Source organism: Rhizobium sp. Leaf371, assembly GCF_001424045.1.
Classification (GTDB): domain Bacteria; phylum Pseudomonadota; class Alphaproteobacteria; order Rhizobiales; family Rhizobiaceae; genus Ferranicluibacter.
Genome location: NZ_LMQB01000027.1, coordinates 320,763 through 335,839, shown reverse-complemented (window position 1 = coordinate 335,839; position 15,077 = coordinate 320,763). Strand labels below are relative to the sequence as shown.

Annotated in this window: 12 protein-coding genes and 1 pseudogene; 9 read left to right on the top strand and 4 right to left on the bottom strand. The window is 62.0% G+C overall.

Features of this window, described 5'->3' with window-relative positions; translation table 11 throughout:
* Window positions 1-17: 17 nt before the first annotated feature.
* Window positions 18-446 (top strand): CoA-binding protein, encoded by a 429-nt coding sequence (locus ASG39_RS19910; RefSeq protein WP_062596669.1) that lies wholly within the window; start codon window positions 18-20, stop codon window positions 444-446.
* Between the two features lie 124 nt (window positions 447-570).
* Here the strand turns inward: ASG39_RS19910 and ASG39_RS19905 are convergent, their stop codons facing one another.
* Together ASG39_RS19905 and ASG39_RS19900 are read right to left on the bottom strand one after the other, a co-directional pair.
* Window positions 571-1,353, bottom strand: coding sequence for a DUF3037 domain-containing protein (locus ASG39_RS19905; protein WP_062596668.1), 783 nt, complete (start codon window positions 1,351-1,353; stop codon window positions 571-573).
* Window position 1,354: 1 nt separating this feature from the next.
* Complete coding sequence (locus ASG39_RS19900) at window positions 1,355-2,128, bottom strand: HipA family kinase (RefSeq protein WP_156468209.1); 774 nt, start codon at window positions 2,126-2,128, stop codon at window positions 1,355-1,357.
* Between the two features lie 372 nt (window positions 2,129-2,500).
* Here ASG39_RS19900 and ASG39_RS19895 point away from each other — a divergent pair, with 372 nt between their 5' ends.
* Together ASG39_RS19895 and ASG39_RS19890 are read left to right on the top strand one after the other, a co-directional pair.
* Window positions 2,501-3,781, top strand: coding sequence for an O-acetylhomoserine aminocarboxypropyltransferase (locus ASG39_RS19895; RefSeq protein WP_062596666.1), 1,281 nt, complete (start codon window positions 2,501-2,503; stop codon window positions 3,779-3,781).
* A 5-nt stretch (window positions 3,782-3,786) separates the two neighbouring features.
* Complete coding sequence (locus ASG39_RS19890; protein ID WP_062596665.1) at window positions 3,787-4,131, top strand: cupin domain-containing protein; 345 nt, start codon at window positions 3,787-3,789, stop codon at window positions 4,129-4,131.
* Window positions 4,132-4,147: 16 nt separating this feature from the next.
* Here ASG39_RS19890 and ASG39_RS19885 read toward each other — a convergent pair whose 3' ends face one another.
* On the bottom strand, window positions 4,148-4,465 hold the full coding sequence (locus ASG39_RS19885) for a helix-turn-helix domain-containing protein (RefSeq protein ID WP_062596664.1): 318 nt from the start codon (window positions 4,463-4,465) through the stop codon (window positions 4,148-4,150).
* A gap of 97 nt (window positions 4,466-4,562) precedes the next feature.
* Between ASG39_RS19885 and ASG39_RS19880 the strand changes: the two genes are divergently transcribed.
* A complete protein-coding gene (locus ASG39_RS19880) occupies window positions 4,563-5,321 on the top strand; it encodes an SDR family oxidoreductase (protein ID WP_062596663.1) in 759 nt (252 codons plus the stop codon).
* A 102-nt stretch (window positions 5,322-5,423) separates the two neighbouring features.
* Here ASG39_RS19880 and ASG39_RS19875 read toward each other — a convergent pair whose 3' ends face one another.
* On the bottom strand, window positions 5,424-6,701 hold the full coding sequence (locus ASG39_RS19875) for a cytochrome P450 (RefSeq protein ID WP_062596662.1): 1,278 nt from the start codon (window positions 6,699-6,701) through the stop codon (window positions 5,424-5,426).
* Between the two features lie 338 nt (window positions 6,702-7,039).
* On the opposite strand from ASG39_RS19875, the pseudogene ASG39_RS19870 reads away from it, so the two are divergent.
* From ASG39_RS19870 to lon, 5 genes and pseudogenes are all read left to right on the top strand, one after another.
* Window positions 7,040-7,891, top strand: a pseudogene (locus tag ASG39_RS19870) (endonuclease/exonuclease/phosphatase family protein); the annotation flags it as partial.
* 289 nt (window positions 7,892-8,180) lie between these two features.
* Window positions 8,181-9,737 (top strand): phospholipase D family protein, encoded by a 1,557-nt coding sequence (locus ASG39_RS19865; protein ID WP_062596661.1) that lies wholly within the window; start codon window positions 8,181-8,183, stop codon window positions 9,735-9,737.
* Window positions 9,738-9,886: 149 nt separating this feature from the next.
* Window positions 9,887-10,519 carry an ATP-dependent Clp protease proteolytic subunit gene (locus ASG39_RS19860; protein ID WP_062596660.1) on the top strand — a complete coding sequence of 211 codons (633 nt, stop codon included), beginning with the start codon at window positions 9,887-9,889 and terminating at the stop codon, window positions 10,517-10,519.
* Between the two features lie 292 nt (window positions 10,520-10,811).
* Window positions 10,812-12,089 carry an ATP-dependent Clp protease ATP-binding subunit ClpX gene (clpX, locus tag ASG39_RS19855; RefSeq protein ID WP_062596659.1) on the top strand — a complete coding sequence of 426 codons (1,278 nt, stop codon included), beginning with the start codon at window positions 10,812-10,814 and terminating at the stop codon, window positions 12,087-12,089.
* A gap of 469 nt (window positions 12,090-12,558) precedes the next feature.
* On the top strand, window positions 12,559-14,979 hold the full coding sequence (gene lon, locus ASG39_RS19850) for an endopeptidase La (RefSeq protein WP_062596658.1): 2,421 nt from the start codon (window positions 12,559-12,561) through the stop codon (window positions 14,977-14,979).
* Window positions 14,980-15,077: the final 98 nt, after the last annotated feature.

Sequence of the window (15,077 nt, the reverse complement as noted above, 5' to 3'; positions counted from 1 at the left end):
GAAGCAGGAGGACGCCAATGAATCACGATCACTACCCGGATATCTATCTCGCCGATATTCTGCGCTCGACGCGGACCATCGCGCTCGTCGGCGCTTCCGCCAATCCGCAGCGTCCGAGCCATCGCGTGATGGGTTTCCTCCTGCGCAAGGGTTTTACCGTCCATCCGGTCAATCCGGGCCTTGCGGGCACGCAGCTTCAGGGCCGCACCGTCTATGCGCGATTGGCCGATATTCCCGAGCCGATCGACATGATCGACGTCTTCCGCGCCGCCGACGCCCTGCCGGCCCTGGTGGACGAAGCCCTCGCGCTCGATCCCCTGCCGAAGGTGATCTGGGGCCAGCTCTCCGTCCGCAACGACACGGCCGCCACCAAGGCCGAAGCGCGCGGAATCAAGGTCGTCATGGACCGCTGCCCGGCCATCGAATATCCGCGGCTTGTGGGGTGAGGAGAGGGTACCTGAGGATGTGGTGCGCTGATAGTAGCGGCACCACAACAACTCGACTTGGAAATGGGCCAAGTGTCGGTCACGTCTTGATGGTCTAGCAGCGTTCTACGAAGGAGGCCTGATATTAATTGTGGACCGTACGGCGAATTTCTTCAGCGAGATCATCGACTTCGTCCATCTTGAACAGCTTAGCTCCTACCCGCTCAAAATCACTGCGGAGGCTTTCGGCGAAACTGTCGGCCTGCGATCCAAACTCAGCGACCACAATCAATCGCATTGACGCGTTCGCGCGAAGTGCCTTGCCTTCCAGGACGCGTTTACCAGCCTCGGCTAACCCCCGGTTCGGGGAGTCGAAGCGCGCGGAGTCGATCAGATTATAGACACCATTTTGGTATCCATAATCCGCTTGGATGCTAACACCATACTGTTCGATGCGAACAGGCTCGGGCCGTCTGTCGAGTAGCTGAAGGACGCCCGCTTCACGGAATGCGCTGGTCAGCATCGTGTTGATACGCTCAATTTTTCGCGGTTGAGCGTCCCACACAACCAGTTCATGGAAAAGTTTACTCGCAACCATCTCGGGCCGGTCGCCTGCCACCGAGTTCAAGGGTGTAAGGCGGAACAGATCAGCGCGCTTCGAATTGAAATCATCAATAGAAGAAACCGATACGCCTGTGCGATCGAAATGGTAATTCACCCGCTCAGCAAAATCATGAAGCGCGCGTTTCAAAAAAATCGCATTAATCTCGCCGAAGAATTTCTTCACTCGCGACAAGTCGTCGGCCATCCTGAGAGATATCTCTTTATTGCCCACATCAAATACAACAACTCCCGCATTAACATATTCGAAGCGCTCAGGAAAAGGGCTAAACTGAATGATGCTGTAGAAAAGCTTGAGAGCATCCATTTTAACCCTCCTTTCCTTCAAAATTTAGTTCTAACTGGTCGAAGATTGCAGTTGGAAGCCAGCTTTGCATTCTTGCTGCTCGTTGAATCAGCAACTCTGAAAGCAGGTCGGCAAGAGGCCGACCAAAGCCCCATTCGATAGGCGTAGATCTGCACGCATCCCTTATGTCACCCGGGGCCAGAGAGCAAACAACATTGATCGCCGCTTCCACATCACGCCGTCGTAATATCGGAGCGAACTCGTTAAACAACCCATAAACCTGCTCTTCATTCGCCCAGTCTGCGTTGATTTCATCCTCCAACGTAGTCTCAGCGAAGGCATGGCTGTGGTCGATAATAAGCAATCTGGACTTTCGCTTGTCCGGTACGATCAAGATGTTGTCATAGTTAACGACGCCGCCGTGACCTGCCATGGAGAAACGATCTTTATTGCGTAGCCACGTGTCAAAAACGACAAGTTTCGCGATATCCCTTGGATCTCTCAAGCTTCTCAGGAGTTGGGAGTTTGGCGCGAGAGTAGTTGCGGGTTCCCAACGTGAGAAGAACGCTGGCCCCGATTGTGCAATTACAAACGGGTTCCTTGTAGGAATAACAGGTATCCGCTTTACAGCGAAGTCCGGCGTTATGAGACCTATCATTGCTGCCAGTTCCGCAGCGAGCAACTCAGCTACGAGGGCATCCTCTCCCTGAGCATTGCCAATATATTTTAAGAGAGCCAAGCCAACGTCGGTAACGACCAAAAGTGGCTTGGTGCTGGTGTTCAGCACATCGTTCACGCGCTCTATGCGAGTCGGCTGCCAATTTACTCCCGCCCTTAAAACCATCTTTCCTCACTTCCGTAAGTTAGGTGGTATACTACGTCAGGCACAACTTCAAATTCGTGGGGCAAAGCCCCAAGTCGTCCGCACTCTTCGGCTTCATGCGGCTTTGGCTAGCCTATGAAGCCCTAATGTACCTGTGACCGATGTACGCGCCGCCGCGCCTCTCCGTCGACGGCCCGTTTGCCTCTTCCTGTCCCGCTTGGCTCTCGGTAATGTGCCGAGCGAAAGAACGTTAAGGCCGGGAATGCGACCGTGGTCGCAGTCCTGCCGAGACGACGCACCACATCGGGCGCCGCCAGGGGGCGCTTGCGACAGGGAGGATGAGACATGACGCATGCACCGGGGTTCAACACATTGGCCGTACACGCCGGCGCGCAGCCGGATCCGACGACGGGCGCGCGGGCGACGCCGATCTATCAGACGACGAGCTTCGTCTTCGACGATGCCGACCATGCCGCCTCGCTGTTCGGGCTCCAGTCCTTCGGCAACATCTACACCCGCATCATGAACCCGACGCAGGCCGTGCTGGAGGAGCGCGTCGCCGCGCTCGAGGGCGGAACGGCGGCGCTGGCGGTCGCTTCCGGCCATGCGGCCCAGCTGATCGCGTTTCACGCGCTGATGTCGCCGGGCGACAATTTCATTGCCGCCCGCAGGCTTTACGGCGGTTCGATCAACCAGTTCGGGCAGGCTTTCAAATCCTTCGACTGGCAGGTCCGCTGGGCCGATACGGCCAAGCCGGAAAGCTTCGAAGAGCAGATCGACGGCCGCACCAAGGCGATCTTCATCGAGAGCCTTGCCAATCCCGGCGGCACCTTCGTCGATATCGAGGCCATCGCCGAGATCGCCCATCGCAACGGCCTGCCGCTGATCGTCGACAACACCATGGCGACGCCCTATCTCGTGCGGCCGATCGAGCACGGCGCCGATATCGTGGTGCATTCGCTGACCAAGTTCATGGGCGGCCATGGCAATTCGATGGGCGGCATCCTTGTCGATGGCGGCACGTTCGACTGGTCGGCGTCCGGCAAATATCCCGCGCTGTCGGAGCCGCGCCCCGATTACAACGGCATGGTGCTGCACACGACCTTCGGCAATATCGCCTTTGCCATCGCATGCCGCGTGCTGGGCCTGCGCGATCTCGGGCCGGCCATTTCGCCTTTCAACGCCTTCATGCTGCTCACCGGCATCGAGACGCTGCCGCTGCGCATGCAGCGCCATTGCGACAATGCGCTGGTCGTCGCGCGCTTTCTCGCCGGACACGAGAAGGTCGCCTGGGTCAACTATGCCGGTCTCGAGAGCGACGCGAACCATGCGCTGCAACAGCGCTATTCGCCGCGCGGGGCTGGCGCCGTGTTCACCTTCGGCCTCAAGGGCGGCTATGCCGCAGGCAAGGCCTTCGTGGAAGGCGTCGCGATGCTCTCGCATCTCGCCAATATCGGCGACACGCGCTCGCTCGTCATCCACCCCGCCTCCACGACGCACAGCCAGTTGAACGACGAACAGCTGGTGGCGGCCGGGGCAGGTCCGGAGGTCGTCCGCCTGTCGATCGGCATCGAGGATGCGGCCGACATCGTCGCCGATCTCGATCAATCCCTGGCGAAGGTCTGACGCCGATGACCCGTGCGCTCAGCTTCGACATCACCGGCATCCAGCCCGATATCGGCGCCCCCGCCGAGGACCGCCTGATCTCCGGCAATCCGGAGTTCCGCACCTGGAACGTCGAGGAAGCCCCCGGCGGCCTCTATGCCGGCATCTGGGAGGCGACGCCCGGCAAGTGGCGGATCGTCTATGAGGAGTGGGAATATTTCCACATCCTCTCCGGCCACTCCATCGTCACCGGCGATGACGGCGAGCGCTTCGACCTGAAAACAGGCGACAGCCTCGTCCTCAGGCCCGGCTTCAAGGGAAGCTGGGAAGTGCTTGAAACGACTCGCAAGGATTACGTGATCCGCGTGTGAGACATCCGCGGCGTGGTCAATCGGTGTTCTCGTAAGACAGAATGCCGGTCAAGAGCCCCGGAAACCGCAGTTCGATGTCGTCGAAGCGAAGGGCGTTGATGTTTTCCACGCCCTTCTTCTGCATGCGAACCAGTCCCGATTCTCTCAGAATCCGGAAATGGTTGGACAGCGTGGAGCGGGGAAGCTGCAGATCGGGCGCAGCCTCTCCGCAATTGCGGCCTTCGGGACATGTCGCCAATGCGCGGACGATGCGAAGTCGTGCAGGCTCTCCGAGAGCCGCGAGAACGCCCGACAAGGTGATATCGTCCGTCGAGGGATGAAAAAACTGAGCCATGGAGCATCCCTTACCATCAAGCTTGACTTGTTTCAATATTACAATAAAACCGAAATACCGTAATATGGTTTTACGGGATTTAGGATCGGATAGTTGAATGAGCCCGAATTTTGCAGGAAAAGTGGCTGTGATCACTGGCGGTACATCGGGGATCGGCCTCGCAACGGCAGAGGCATTCCTCGAAGGGGGCGTTGAGCGGGTCTATGTGACGGGGCGGACGGCAACGACGCTGAACGCGGCCTTGACCGTGCTCGGCGACCGCGCGGTCGGCGTCGTCTCGGATGCCGGAACGCTCGACGGTCTCGAAAAACTGAAGGCGGAGATCGACCGTCGCGAGGACCGTATCGATATTCTCTTCGCGAATGCCGGCATCGCCGAAAACAATATTCTCGGGGAAACGGACGAGGCTTTCTTCGCGAAGACGTTCGACATCAACGTCAAAGGCGTTTTCTTCACCGTGCAGACGCTGTTGCCGCTGATGATCGACAAGGGCGCCATCGTTCTCAACGCGTCCATCGTCGGAAACAAAGGGATGGCGAACCTCAGCGTCTACAATGCATCGAAGGCGGCGGTCCGGTCGTTCGCGCGCTCTTTTGCCACCGATCTCAAAGCACGCGGGATTCGCGTCAATGCGGTCAGCCCCGGCGCGACCGTCACACCGATCATGCAGAACGGTCTGAAGATCGATGACGAGCAGATGAAGGAGTTCGAAGCCTATGTGGCGTCGGCGGCACCGGCAGGCCGCATGGCCCAGCCGCCGGAGATCGCTGCCGCGGTTCTGTTTCTGGCATCGCCGCAGGCCAGCTATATCAACGGCATCGAACTGAGCGTCGATGGCGGCCTGGCTCAGGTCTGATCGAGCTCTGATCGAGGTCTGAGCGAGCTCCGAGCACGGCTTCACGCATCTTCGGGGGACGCATGCCCGGCAAGCCCGCCTCTCGTCTTCCCGTGCCGCCGCTCAGCCCCAGGCCAGATCCAGTCGCTCCAGGCCGTGGAAGTGATAGCTGTCCTTGAAAGCCGGCTCGGCCGCGAGGCGCAGGCCCGGCAGGCGTTCGAACAGGATGGGCAGGGAGAGCCTGAGTTCCAGCCGGGCGAGCGGGGCGCCGATGCAGAAGTGGATGCCCGCGCCGAAGGACAGGTGCGGGCCTTCGTTGCGGTCGGGACGGAAGGTCGAGGGGTCGGTGAATTTGCGCGGATCGACATTGGCGGCCGCCAGCATGAGGCCGATGCGGTCGCCCTTCCTGAGCGATATGCCGTCTTCGAGGTCGATGTCGGACAGCGCATGGCGCTGGAAGATGTGGAGCGGCGCGGCGTAGCGCATGCATTCTTCCACCGTGCGCTCCGTCGCCGTGTCGTCGGCAAAGAGCATGGCCGGATCGGCGCCGGTCTGAAGGATCGTCGCGACGGCGTTGCCGAGCTGGTGCACGGTCGCCTCGTGTCCGGCGTTGAGCAGCAGAACGGCGGTTGAGACCAGTTCGTCCTCGCTCAGCCGCTCGCCGTCCTTTTCCGCCGTGATCATGTGGGTCAGGAGGTCGTCGCCCGGATTGTCGCGCTTCCAGGCGACGATGCCGCGCAGATAGGCGTCGAATTCCGCCGAGGCGCGGTTGGCGTCGTGCTCCGTCTCGACGGAGGGATTGAAGACGTACATTTTCACCATGCGGTGCGACCAATCGAGCAGGCTCGGGGCGATCTCGACGGGAATGCCCAGCATGCGCGCGATGACCGTCACCGGCACGATCTCGGCATAGGTCTTCAGAAGCTCGACGCGACCGTCCGCCTCGAACCCGTCGATGAGACTGTGGCAGAGCGCGGCGATCTCCGGTCGCAGCGTCTCCACATGCCGCGAGACGAAGGCACGATTGACGAGCGTGCGCAGGCGGGTGTGCGCCGGCGGCTCCAGCTCCAGCAGCGAATGGTGCTCCAGCCGGTCGAAGTCGGCGAGATGCGGCTTCGGATCGGGCATTCCCAGCTCCTCGCGCGTCGCCACATGCAGGATCTGGCGGCCGAAGCGACGATCGCGCAGCAGCGCGTTCACCTGGTCGTAGCCGGTGAAGAACCATTGTCCGGGCTCCTCCCAGAAAAAGGCGGGGCAGGTGGCGTGCAGCGCGGCATAGGTCGGCAGGGGATCGCGGTAGAAGGCGGGGTCGCGGATGTCGAGCCGCACCCGTCGGGTGGCGGCATCGATGATCGCGGCAGACGAGGCGATGTGTGGGGCAGTCGGTGTGGCTGTCGGCATGGCATGTCCAATATAGGCGACGACCGGGCGTGCGCGCCGGTCGGTGGATGAGGCGGGGAGACGGCCTCTGACGGGGAACGGTGACGAGGGGGCCGGGCAGTCGCGCAGGCACGCCTCCAGCCTTTCGGTGGATGCCACACAGAAGACGGTCGGCGCCGCCGATTTGTCAAGATCGGGTCGTCGCTCGTTCTTGCCGCGGTGGGGCATAATCCGGGTGGTCTTGCGGAATGCGGGGCCGCGGACACGGGCTGCCTTGTCAGCCGCGCTCCGCTCGCTATCTCCTCCACCACGCTCCGACACTCCCGATCGTCGCATCGAAAGCCAAGGTCAGTCCTGCCATGTCGCAAAAACGAGCCAACCCCGTTCCGTTCCTGAAAGCTGGCCCGTTCCTAAAGGCTGGCAAGACGGCCGGTGGGTTGCTCGCGGCGCTGCGGGCGCGACGGGTGCCGTTGCCGGGGCGTGAGGCGGCGCATGGGGCGCGGGGCGATACGGTGGTCGCGTCCTACAACATCCACAAATGCGTGGGCACCGACAAGCGCTTCGACCCCGGCCGCATCATGGATGTGATCTGCGAGATCGACGCCGATATCATCGCGCTGCAGGAAGCCGACCAGCGCTTCGGCGAGCGGGCGGGCCTGCTCGATCTGGAGCGGCTGCATCGGGATTGTCATCTCCTGTCGGTGCCGATTGCGGCCTTCTCCCCCAAAGGCCACGGCTGGCATGGAAATCTGCTGCTGGTGCGCGAAGGGGCGGTGGCCAAGGTCAACCAGCTGAAGCTGCCGGGGGTCGAGCCGCGCGGGGCTCTTGTGGTGGATCTCGACCTGAAACACGGGCCGCTGCGCATTATCGCCGCGCATTTCGGCCTGCTGCGGCATTCGCGCAGCCAGCAGGCGCGCGCCATTCTCGCGGCGATCGAAGAGGCGGAGGAACGGCCGACGCTCCTGATCGGCGACCTGAACGAATGGCGGATCGGCCGGCGCTCCGCCCTGTCGCTGCTGTCGCCCGTCTTCGACCACTCGATCTCGGCCGTGCCGAGCTTTCCCTCGCGCTATCCGCTGCTCGCCCTTGACCGGGTGATGGGCAGCCCGCATACGCTGGTGACGCATGTGGAGGTGCACAATTCGACCCTCTCGCGCGTCGCGTCCGACCACCTGCCGCTGAAAGCCCATATCGACCTCAAGGCCGCGCTCGCCACCCGGAAGGATCTCGTCGAGGGGGCGGCACCCCGCAGCGAGACGATTCCGTCCGGCCCCTCCGGCATCACGAGCCCGGACGGTCCCGACGATCCGCAGGGACCGAGGGCGCGGGCGGGCTAGGGCATTTCCTGTAAACACGGGTTCACAGGCAAATGCTCTAGAGCTTTGTTTTTACCGCATTGTCCGACGCCGAGGCGATCCCGCTTCGGCTGGAAATGTTCCAGGCAATCGTGAAGCTGCCGCATCCGCTTGACCGACCCACCCGGAGGCCTTCGACCGCTTCATGAAATGGCTGATCATCTCCCTTGCGATCCTGGCGGTGCTGGCAGCGCTCGGCACCATCTACGTCTATGGTCGCTTCGGCCGGCATCTCTACGGGCAGCCGGCCAAGGCCATCCAGCCGGTCGAGGGGCAGACCGAGATCGATCGGGAAAGCGTGCCCCTGCTGGCAGGCCGCGACGGACAGAGTGCGGCCACGCTGGTCAGCGACAATCTGGATGCGTTTTCCGTTCGCGCCGTCTCCGCCCGCAAGGCCGGGCGCAGTCTCGACCTGCAATACTACTACTGGCGGCGCGACCTGACGGGACGGCTTCTGGCGGCTGAAATTCTGGCGGCGGCCGATCGCGGCGTGCAGGTGCGGCTGCTGCTGGACGACATCAATGCCGGGCTGCACGACCGCTTCTGCCTGGCGCTCGATGCGCATGACAACATTCAGGTGCGGCTGTTCAACCCCAGCCGCGCGCGCAACGACCGTTTCCGCCGGGGCCTCGAAATGATGCTGCGGCCTTTGCGCGCGACGCGGCGCATGCACAACAAGACCTGGATCGCCGACGGTCGCGTCGTCATCGCCGGCGGTCGCAATATCGGCGATGCCTATTTCGACGCGGCCGAGCAGGCGAACTTCCGCGATCTCGACATGTGGATGCTGGGCCCGATCGCCTGCGAGGCGAGCGCCGTTTTCGACGACTACTGGAACAGCTCCATGGTGCTGCCGATCGGCTCGCTGCGCACGCCGCACCGCCACTACCTGCCGCGCCTGCGCCGCAAGCTTGCCAAACTCGCGCGCGGCAAGGGCGGCCGGCACTATCTCGGCCATGTGGAGCAGGCGGCAGCCGAGCCGGGGCTTTTCCACGGGAGCGGGGACCTCCGGTTTACCGGCGACATCACCATCAAGGCCGATCCGCCGGAAAAGGCACATCTGGAGCGGCGCCAGAACTGGCTGATGCAGGAATTGCTGCCGCATATCACCGCGGCCGGGCAGAGCGTGAAGATCATCTCGCCCTATTTCATCCCCGGTGCCGATGGCGTGAAGGCGCTGTGCGGACTGGTCGGGCGGGATGTCGATGTGGCGATCCTCACCAATTCGCTGGCGGCGACCGACGTCGCGGCCGTGCACGGCGCCTATGCCAATTATCGCCGCAAGCTGGTGGCGGGCGGCGTCACGCTCTATGAGCTGAAGGCCGTGCAGGAGGCGACGGAGACGCAGCGCATCTCGCTGTTCGGATCGCGCGGCGCGAGCCTCCACACCAAGGCCTTCACCATCGACGGCAAGGGCGCCTTCGTGGGCTCGATGAATTTCGACCCGCGTTCGGCCTCGCTCAACACCGAGATGGGCGTGCTCTTCACCTGTCCGGCGCTCGTCGCCGATGTCGACGCGATCTTCGCGCTCGAGACCCATCCGGGCACGAGCTTCCGGCTGTCGCTGGAGAAGGGCCGCCTCTGCTGGAACGACGAGACGCAGCATTGCTCTCGGATGCTGGAACGGGAGCCGGATGCCGGTTTCTGGCGGCGGATGACGGCCGCCATCATCGGCTTTCTCCCCATCGAATCGCAGCTCTGACGCCACCTTCGGGCAAGCGGCCCTCGTTAACGTTATAGACGGCAGCCGACTTGAAGTGCCTACCTCTGACACTCTATGTAAAGGGGCAGAGATATTCGAATGATTCCGATACGCGAAGTGTTCGCGCATTCATGAGACGAAGGGCTGACATGACAAATCCCGTTGATACCGCTATGGCGCTCGTGCCGATGGTCGTCGAGCAGACCAACCGTGGCGAACGCTCCTACGACATCTTTTCGCGCCTCCTGAAGGAGCGCATAATCTTCCTCACCGGCCCTGTGGAAGATCATATGGCGACGCTGGTCTGCGCCCAGCTTCTCTTCCTCGAGGCGGAAAACCCGAAGAAGGAAATCGCGATCTACATCAACTCGCCGGGCGGCGTCGTGACCGCCGGCATGGCCATCTACGACACGATGCAGTTCATCAAGCCGGCCGTCTCGACGCTGTGCATCGGCCAGGCCGCGTCCATGGGCTCGCTGCTTCTGGCCGCCGGCCACAAGGACATGCGCTTCTCCACGCCGAACGCCCGCATCATGGTGCACCAGCCCTCCGGCGGTTTCCAGGGTCAGGCCTCCGACATCGAGCGTCATGCCCGCGACATCCTGAAGATGAAGCGCCGTCTCAACGAGGTCTACGTCAAGCATTGCGGACGGACCTACGAAGAGGTTGAACAGACGCTCGATCGTGACCACTTTATGACCTCCGACGAGGCGCTTGCCTGGGGCGTGATCGACAAGGTCATCACCTCGCGCGAAGCGATGGAGTCGGCCGTCGAAAGTTGATCATGGCTTTTGTGTCGCGAATGATGCATTTGTGACACAATTGTAACTTTCAAGGGTCTTTATCCCGAGACCAAAGCCGTTACTATCAACCGTTAATGCTATGTTGAGTTCTCGCGTCCTAGCATCCGGTTTTCGGTGGGAGAGAAGTTGCCGCCGGCCCGCGTGAAGACGCGGCCGGTTCGTACTCCCGGAAGCAATGCACTGACGCTGAACGGCGCGCCAGTCTGCGGAGCGGTTTGAGTGGTTCGTTGCGTCCCGCACGGGACGCGCGGCGTGCTGGAAGGAAAGTGAAATGAGCAAAGTCAGCGGCAGCAACGGCGGTGACTCTAAGAATACCCTGTATTGTTCCTTCTGCGGCAAGAGCCAGCACGAAGTCCGGAAGCTGATTGCCGGACCGACCGTTTTCATCTGCGATGAATGCGTCGAATTGTGCATGGACATCATCCGCGAGGAAAACAAGACCTCGATGGTGAAGTCCCGCGATGGCGTGCCCACGCCGCAGGAAATCATCAAGGTTCTCGACGAATACGTGATCGGCCAGCAACAGGCCAAGCGTATCCTGTCGGTCGCCGTCCACAACCATTACAAGCGCCTGGCGCATTCGGCCAAGGGCAGCGACATCGAGCTGGCCAAGTCGAACATCATGCTCGTCGGCCCGACCGGCTGCGGCAAGACCTATCTCGCCCAGACGCTCGCCCGCATCATCGACGTGCCCTTCACCATGGCCGATGCGACGACGCTCACCGAAGCCGGCTATGTCGGCGAGGACGTCGAGAACATCATCCTGAAGCTGCTCCAGTCCGCCGACTACAATGTCGAGCGCGCCCAGCGCGGCATCGTCTACATCGACGAAGTCGATAAGATCTCGCGCAAGTCCGACAATCCGTCGATCACCCGGGACGTCTCGGGCGAGGGCGTGCAGCAGGCATTGCTGAAGATCATGGAAGGCACGGTCGCCTCCGTCCCCCCGCAGGGCGGGCGCAAGCATCCGCAGCAGGAATTCCTGCAGGTGGACACGACCAACATCCTGTTCATCTGCGGCGGCGCCTTCGCCGGCCTCGACAAGATCATTTCCGCCCGTGGCGAGAAGACGTCGATCGGCTTCGGTGCGTCGGTCAAGTCTCCGGAGGACCGCCGGGTCGGTGAAGTCCTGCGCGAACTGGAGCCGGAAGATCTGGTCAAGTTCGGCCTTATTCCCGAATTCATCGGCCGTCTGCCCGTTCTGGCGACGCTCGAGGATCTCGACGAATACGCCCTGATCCAGATCCTGTCGGAGCCGAAGAACGCGCTGATCAAGCAGTACCAGCGCCTGTTCGAGATGGAAGACGTGGAACTGACCTTCCATGAGGACGCGCTGCGCGAAATCGCCAAGCGCGCGATCATCCGCAAGACCGGCGCCCGCGGCCTTCGCTCGATTATGGAAAAGATCCTGCTCGACACGATGTTCGAACTGCCGACGCTGGAAGGTGTCCGCGAAGTCGTCATCTCCGACGAGGTCGTCAAGGGTTCCGCCCGCCCGCTCTACATCTACTCGGAGCGCACGGACGAGAAGGCCAACGTTTCGGCGTAATGGCTGGAGATTGGAATTTGGGGGCTCGCAGCGATGCGGGCCCTTTTTTGTTGGGACCAGGGGGCGCAGGAGCGGCCGGCCGGCGTGTGAGGGAAGGGCGGATGCCCGACGTCGCCCCATCGACGCCACGCACCGTACCGAATTCGGCGCATATTCCACCTCCTCATTCGACCATTGCTAAATCAGGGCGCGGGCGCGATGATGTGACGGTTTCGTGTCGTGGGCCGGGGGTCCGAATCAGGAGGCGCCGGTCGCGTGGCAAGGTCCGCGACAGTCACGTAGCCTCTACTGTCCGATACGCTTCGAGGATCGCTGCGAATGCCGCCGGGATTGGCGACGGGGCGGGTCACCGAAGGGTTGAAAACGGGTCTCGCAACCTCCACTTCTGACAGTGGAAAAAGTGATGACCGGAAGCACCCTTGAAGTGCTTCGGGTAACGCTCCCGGAAACGGGACGGAAAGGAAATGACATGACGAACAAAACGTCTCCGGCAGCCGAGAGCGGGACCTTCCCAGTCCTTCCCCTGCGTGACATCGTGGTGTTCCCCCATATGATCGTGCCCCTCTTCGTGGGTCGCGAAAAGTCGATCCGTGCCCTGGAAGAGGTCATGGGCACCGACAAGCAGATCATGCTTGCGACCCAGATCAACGCCGGCGACGACGATCCGGAGCCCGCCGCGATCTACCAGATCGGCACCATCGCCAACGTCCTGCAGCTCCTGAAGCTGCCCGACGGCACCGTGAAGGTGCTGGTCGAGGGCCGTTCGCGCGCGGAAATCGACGGCTATACCCGCCGCGAGGAATTCTACGAGGCGATGGCGCATCCGCTCGCCGAACCCGCGGAAGACCCCGTCGAGATCGAGGCGCTGTCGCGCTCGGTCGTCTCCGAGTTCGAGAGCTACGTGAAGCTCAACAAGAAGATTTCGCCCGAGGTCGTCGGTGCCGCCAGCCAGATCGAGGACTATTCGAAGCTGGCCGATACGGTCGCCTCGCATCTCTCCATCAAGATCGTCGAAAAGCAGGAAATGCTGGAAACGACGAGCGTGAAGGGGCGTCTTGAAAAGGCGCTCGGCTTCATGGAAGGCGAGATCTCGGTTCTTCAGGTCGAGAAGCGCATCCGCTCGCGCGTCAAGCGCCAGATGGAGAAGACCCAGCGCGAATATTATCTGAACGAACAGATGAAGGCGATCCAGAAGGAGCTTGGCGACGGCGAGGAAGGCCGCGACGAGATGGCCGAACTGGAAGACAAGATCAACAAGGCCAAGCTCTCCAAGGAAGCGCGGGAAAAAGCCGACGCCGAGATGAAGAAGCTGCGCCAGATGAGCCCGATGTCGGCGGAAGCCACCGTCGTGCGCAATTATCTGGACTGGCTGACGGGCATTCCTTGGAACAAGAAGTCGAAGGTCAAGACCGATCTCAATGCCGCCGAAAAGGTGCTGGAGCTCGATCACTTCGGTCTCGACAAGGTCAAGGAACGCATCGTCGAGTATCTCGCCGTGCAGGCACGCTCGCAGAAGATCAAGGGTCCGATCCTCTGCCTCGTCGGTCCTCCGGGCGTCGGCAAGACGTCGCTCGCCCGCTCGATCGCAAAGGCGACCGGCCGCGAATACATTCGCATGGCGCTGGGTGGCGTTCGTGACGAGGCCGAGATCCGCGGCCACCGCCGGACCTATATCGGCTCGATGCCCGGCAAGGTCATCCAGTCGATGAAGAAGGCGAAGAAGTCCAATCCGCTCTTCCTGCTCGATGAAATCGACAAGATGGGCCAGGATTTCCGTGGCGATCCGTCGTCGGCCTTGCTCGAGGTGCTCGATCCGGAACAGAACGCAACGTTCATGGACCACTATCTGGAGGTCGAATACGACCTTTCGAACGTGATGTTCATCACGACGGCGAACACGCTGAACATTCCGGCGCCTCTGATGGACCGCATGGAAGTGATCCGCATCGCCGGCTACACGGAAGAGGAAAAGCTGGAGATCGCAAAGCGCCACCTCCTGCCGAAGGCCATCGCCGACCACGCCCTGAAGCCTGCCGAATTCTCGGTGACGGACGGTGCGCTGATGGCGGTGATCCAGACCTATACCCGCGAGGCGGGCGTCCGCTCCTTCGAGCGCGAGCTGATGAAGCTCGCCCGCAAGGCGGTCACCGAAATCCTCAAGGGCAAGGCCACCCGCATCGAGGTGACGGCCGAGAACATCCATGACTATCTGGGCGTTCCGCGCTTCCGCCACGGCGAAGCCGAGCGCACCGACCAGGTGGGCGTGGTCACGGGTCTGGCCTGGACCGAGGTCGGCGGCGAACTGCTGACGATCGAAGGCGTCATGATGCCCGGCAAGGGCCGCATGACGGTGACGGGCAACCTGAAGGACGTGATGAAGGAATCGATTTCGGCGGCGGCCTCCTATGTCCGCTCGCGCGCCATCGACTTCGGCATCGAGCCACCGCGTTTCGACACGAGCGACATCCACGTCCACGTTCCCGAAGGGGCGACCCCGAAGGACGGTCCGTCGGCCGGCGTCGCGATGGCCACCGCCATCGTCTCGATCATGACGGGCATTCCGGTCGACAAGAACGTGGCCATGACGGGTGAGATCACCCTGCGCGGCCGGGTTCTGCCCATCGGCGGCCTGAAGGAAAAGCTGCTCGCGGCGCTCCGCGGCGGGATCAAGAAGGTGCTTATTCCGGAAGAAAACGCCAAGGATCTGGCGGAGATTCCGGACAATGTGAAGAACAACATGGAGATCATCCCCGTGTCGCTGATCGGCGAGGTTCTGAAGCACGCTCTGCTCCGCATGCCGGAAGCCATCGAATGGGATCCGGCAAAGAACGTTGCACCGGTCAAGGTCGCGACCGATACGGATGAAACCGCGCCCGGTTTCGCGCACTGACACGGCTGTCCGGGAGGGCGCTCGAAGCGTTCTTCCGGAACCGTCCCGACACGCGGCGCCGTTGATTCTCGCGCGTCGGGAAAGTGCTCCCGCACCGT

Bases quoted from the DNA above. Each gene is read 5' to 3' on its own strand.
- ASG39_RS19880 (WP_062596663.1), top strand. From the start codon at position 4,563: ATGAGCCCGAATTTTGCAGGAAAAGTGGCTGTGATCACTGGCGGTACA.
- ASG39_RS19910 (WP_062596669.1), top strand. From the start codon at position 18: ATGAATCACGATCACTACCCGGATATCTATCTCGCCGATATTCTGCGC.
- ASG39_RS19890 (WP_062596665.1), top strand. From the start codon at position 3,787: ATGACCCGTGCGCTCAGCTTCGACATCACCGGCATCCAGCCCGATATC.
- ASG39_RS19860 (WP_062596660.1), top strand. From the start codon at position 9,887: ATGACAAATCCCGTTGATACCGCTATGGCGCTCGTGCCGATGGTCGTC.
- ASG39_RS19875 (WP_062596662.1), bottom strand. From the start codon at position 6,701: ATGCCGACAGCCACACCGACTGCCCCACACATCGCCTCGTCTGCCGCG.
- ASG39_RS19885 (WP_062596664.1), bottom strand. From the start codon at position 4,465: ATGGCTCAGTTTTTTCATCCCTCGACGGACGATATCACCTTGTCGGGC.
- ASG39_RS19895 (WP_062596666.1), top strand. From the start codon at position 2,501: ATGACGCATGCACCGGGGTTCAACACATTGGCCGTACACGCCGGCGCG.
- clpX (WP_062596659.1), top strand. From the start codon at position 10,812: ATGAGCAAAGTCAGCGGCAGCAACGGCGGTGACTCTAAGAATACCCTG.
- lon (WP_062596658.1), top strand. From the start codon at position 12,559: ATGACGAACAAAACGTCTCCGGCAGCCGAGAGCGGGACCTTCCCAGTC.
- ASG39_RS19905 (WP_062596668.1), bottom strand. From the start codon at position 1,353: ATGGATGCTCTCAAGCTTTTCTACAGCATCATTCAGTTTAGCCCTTTT.
- ASG39_RS19865 (WP_062596661.1), top strand. From the start codon at position 8,181: ATGAAATGGCTGATCATCTCCCTTGCGATCCTGGCGGTGCTGGCAGCG.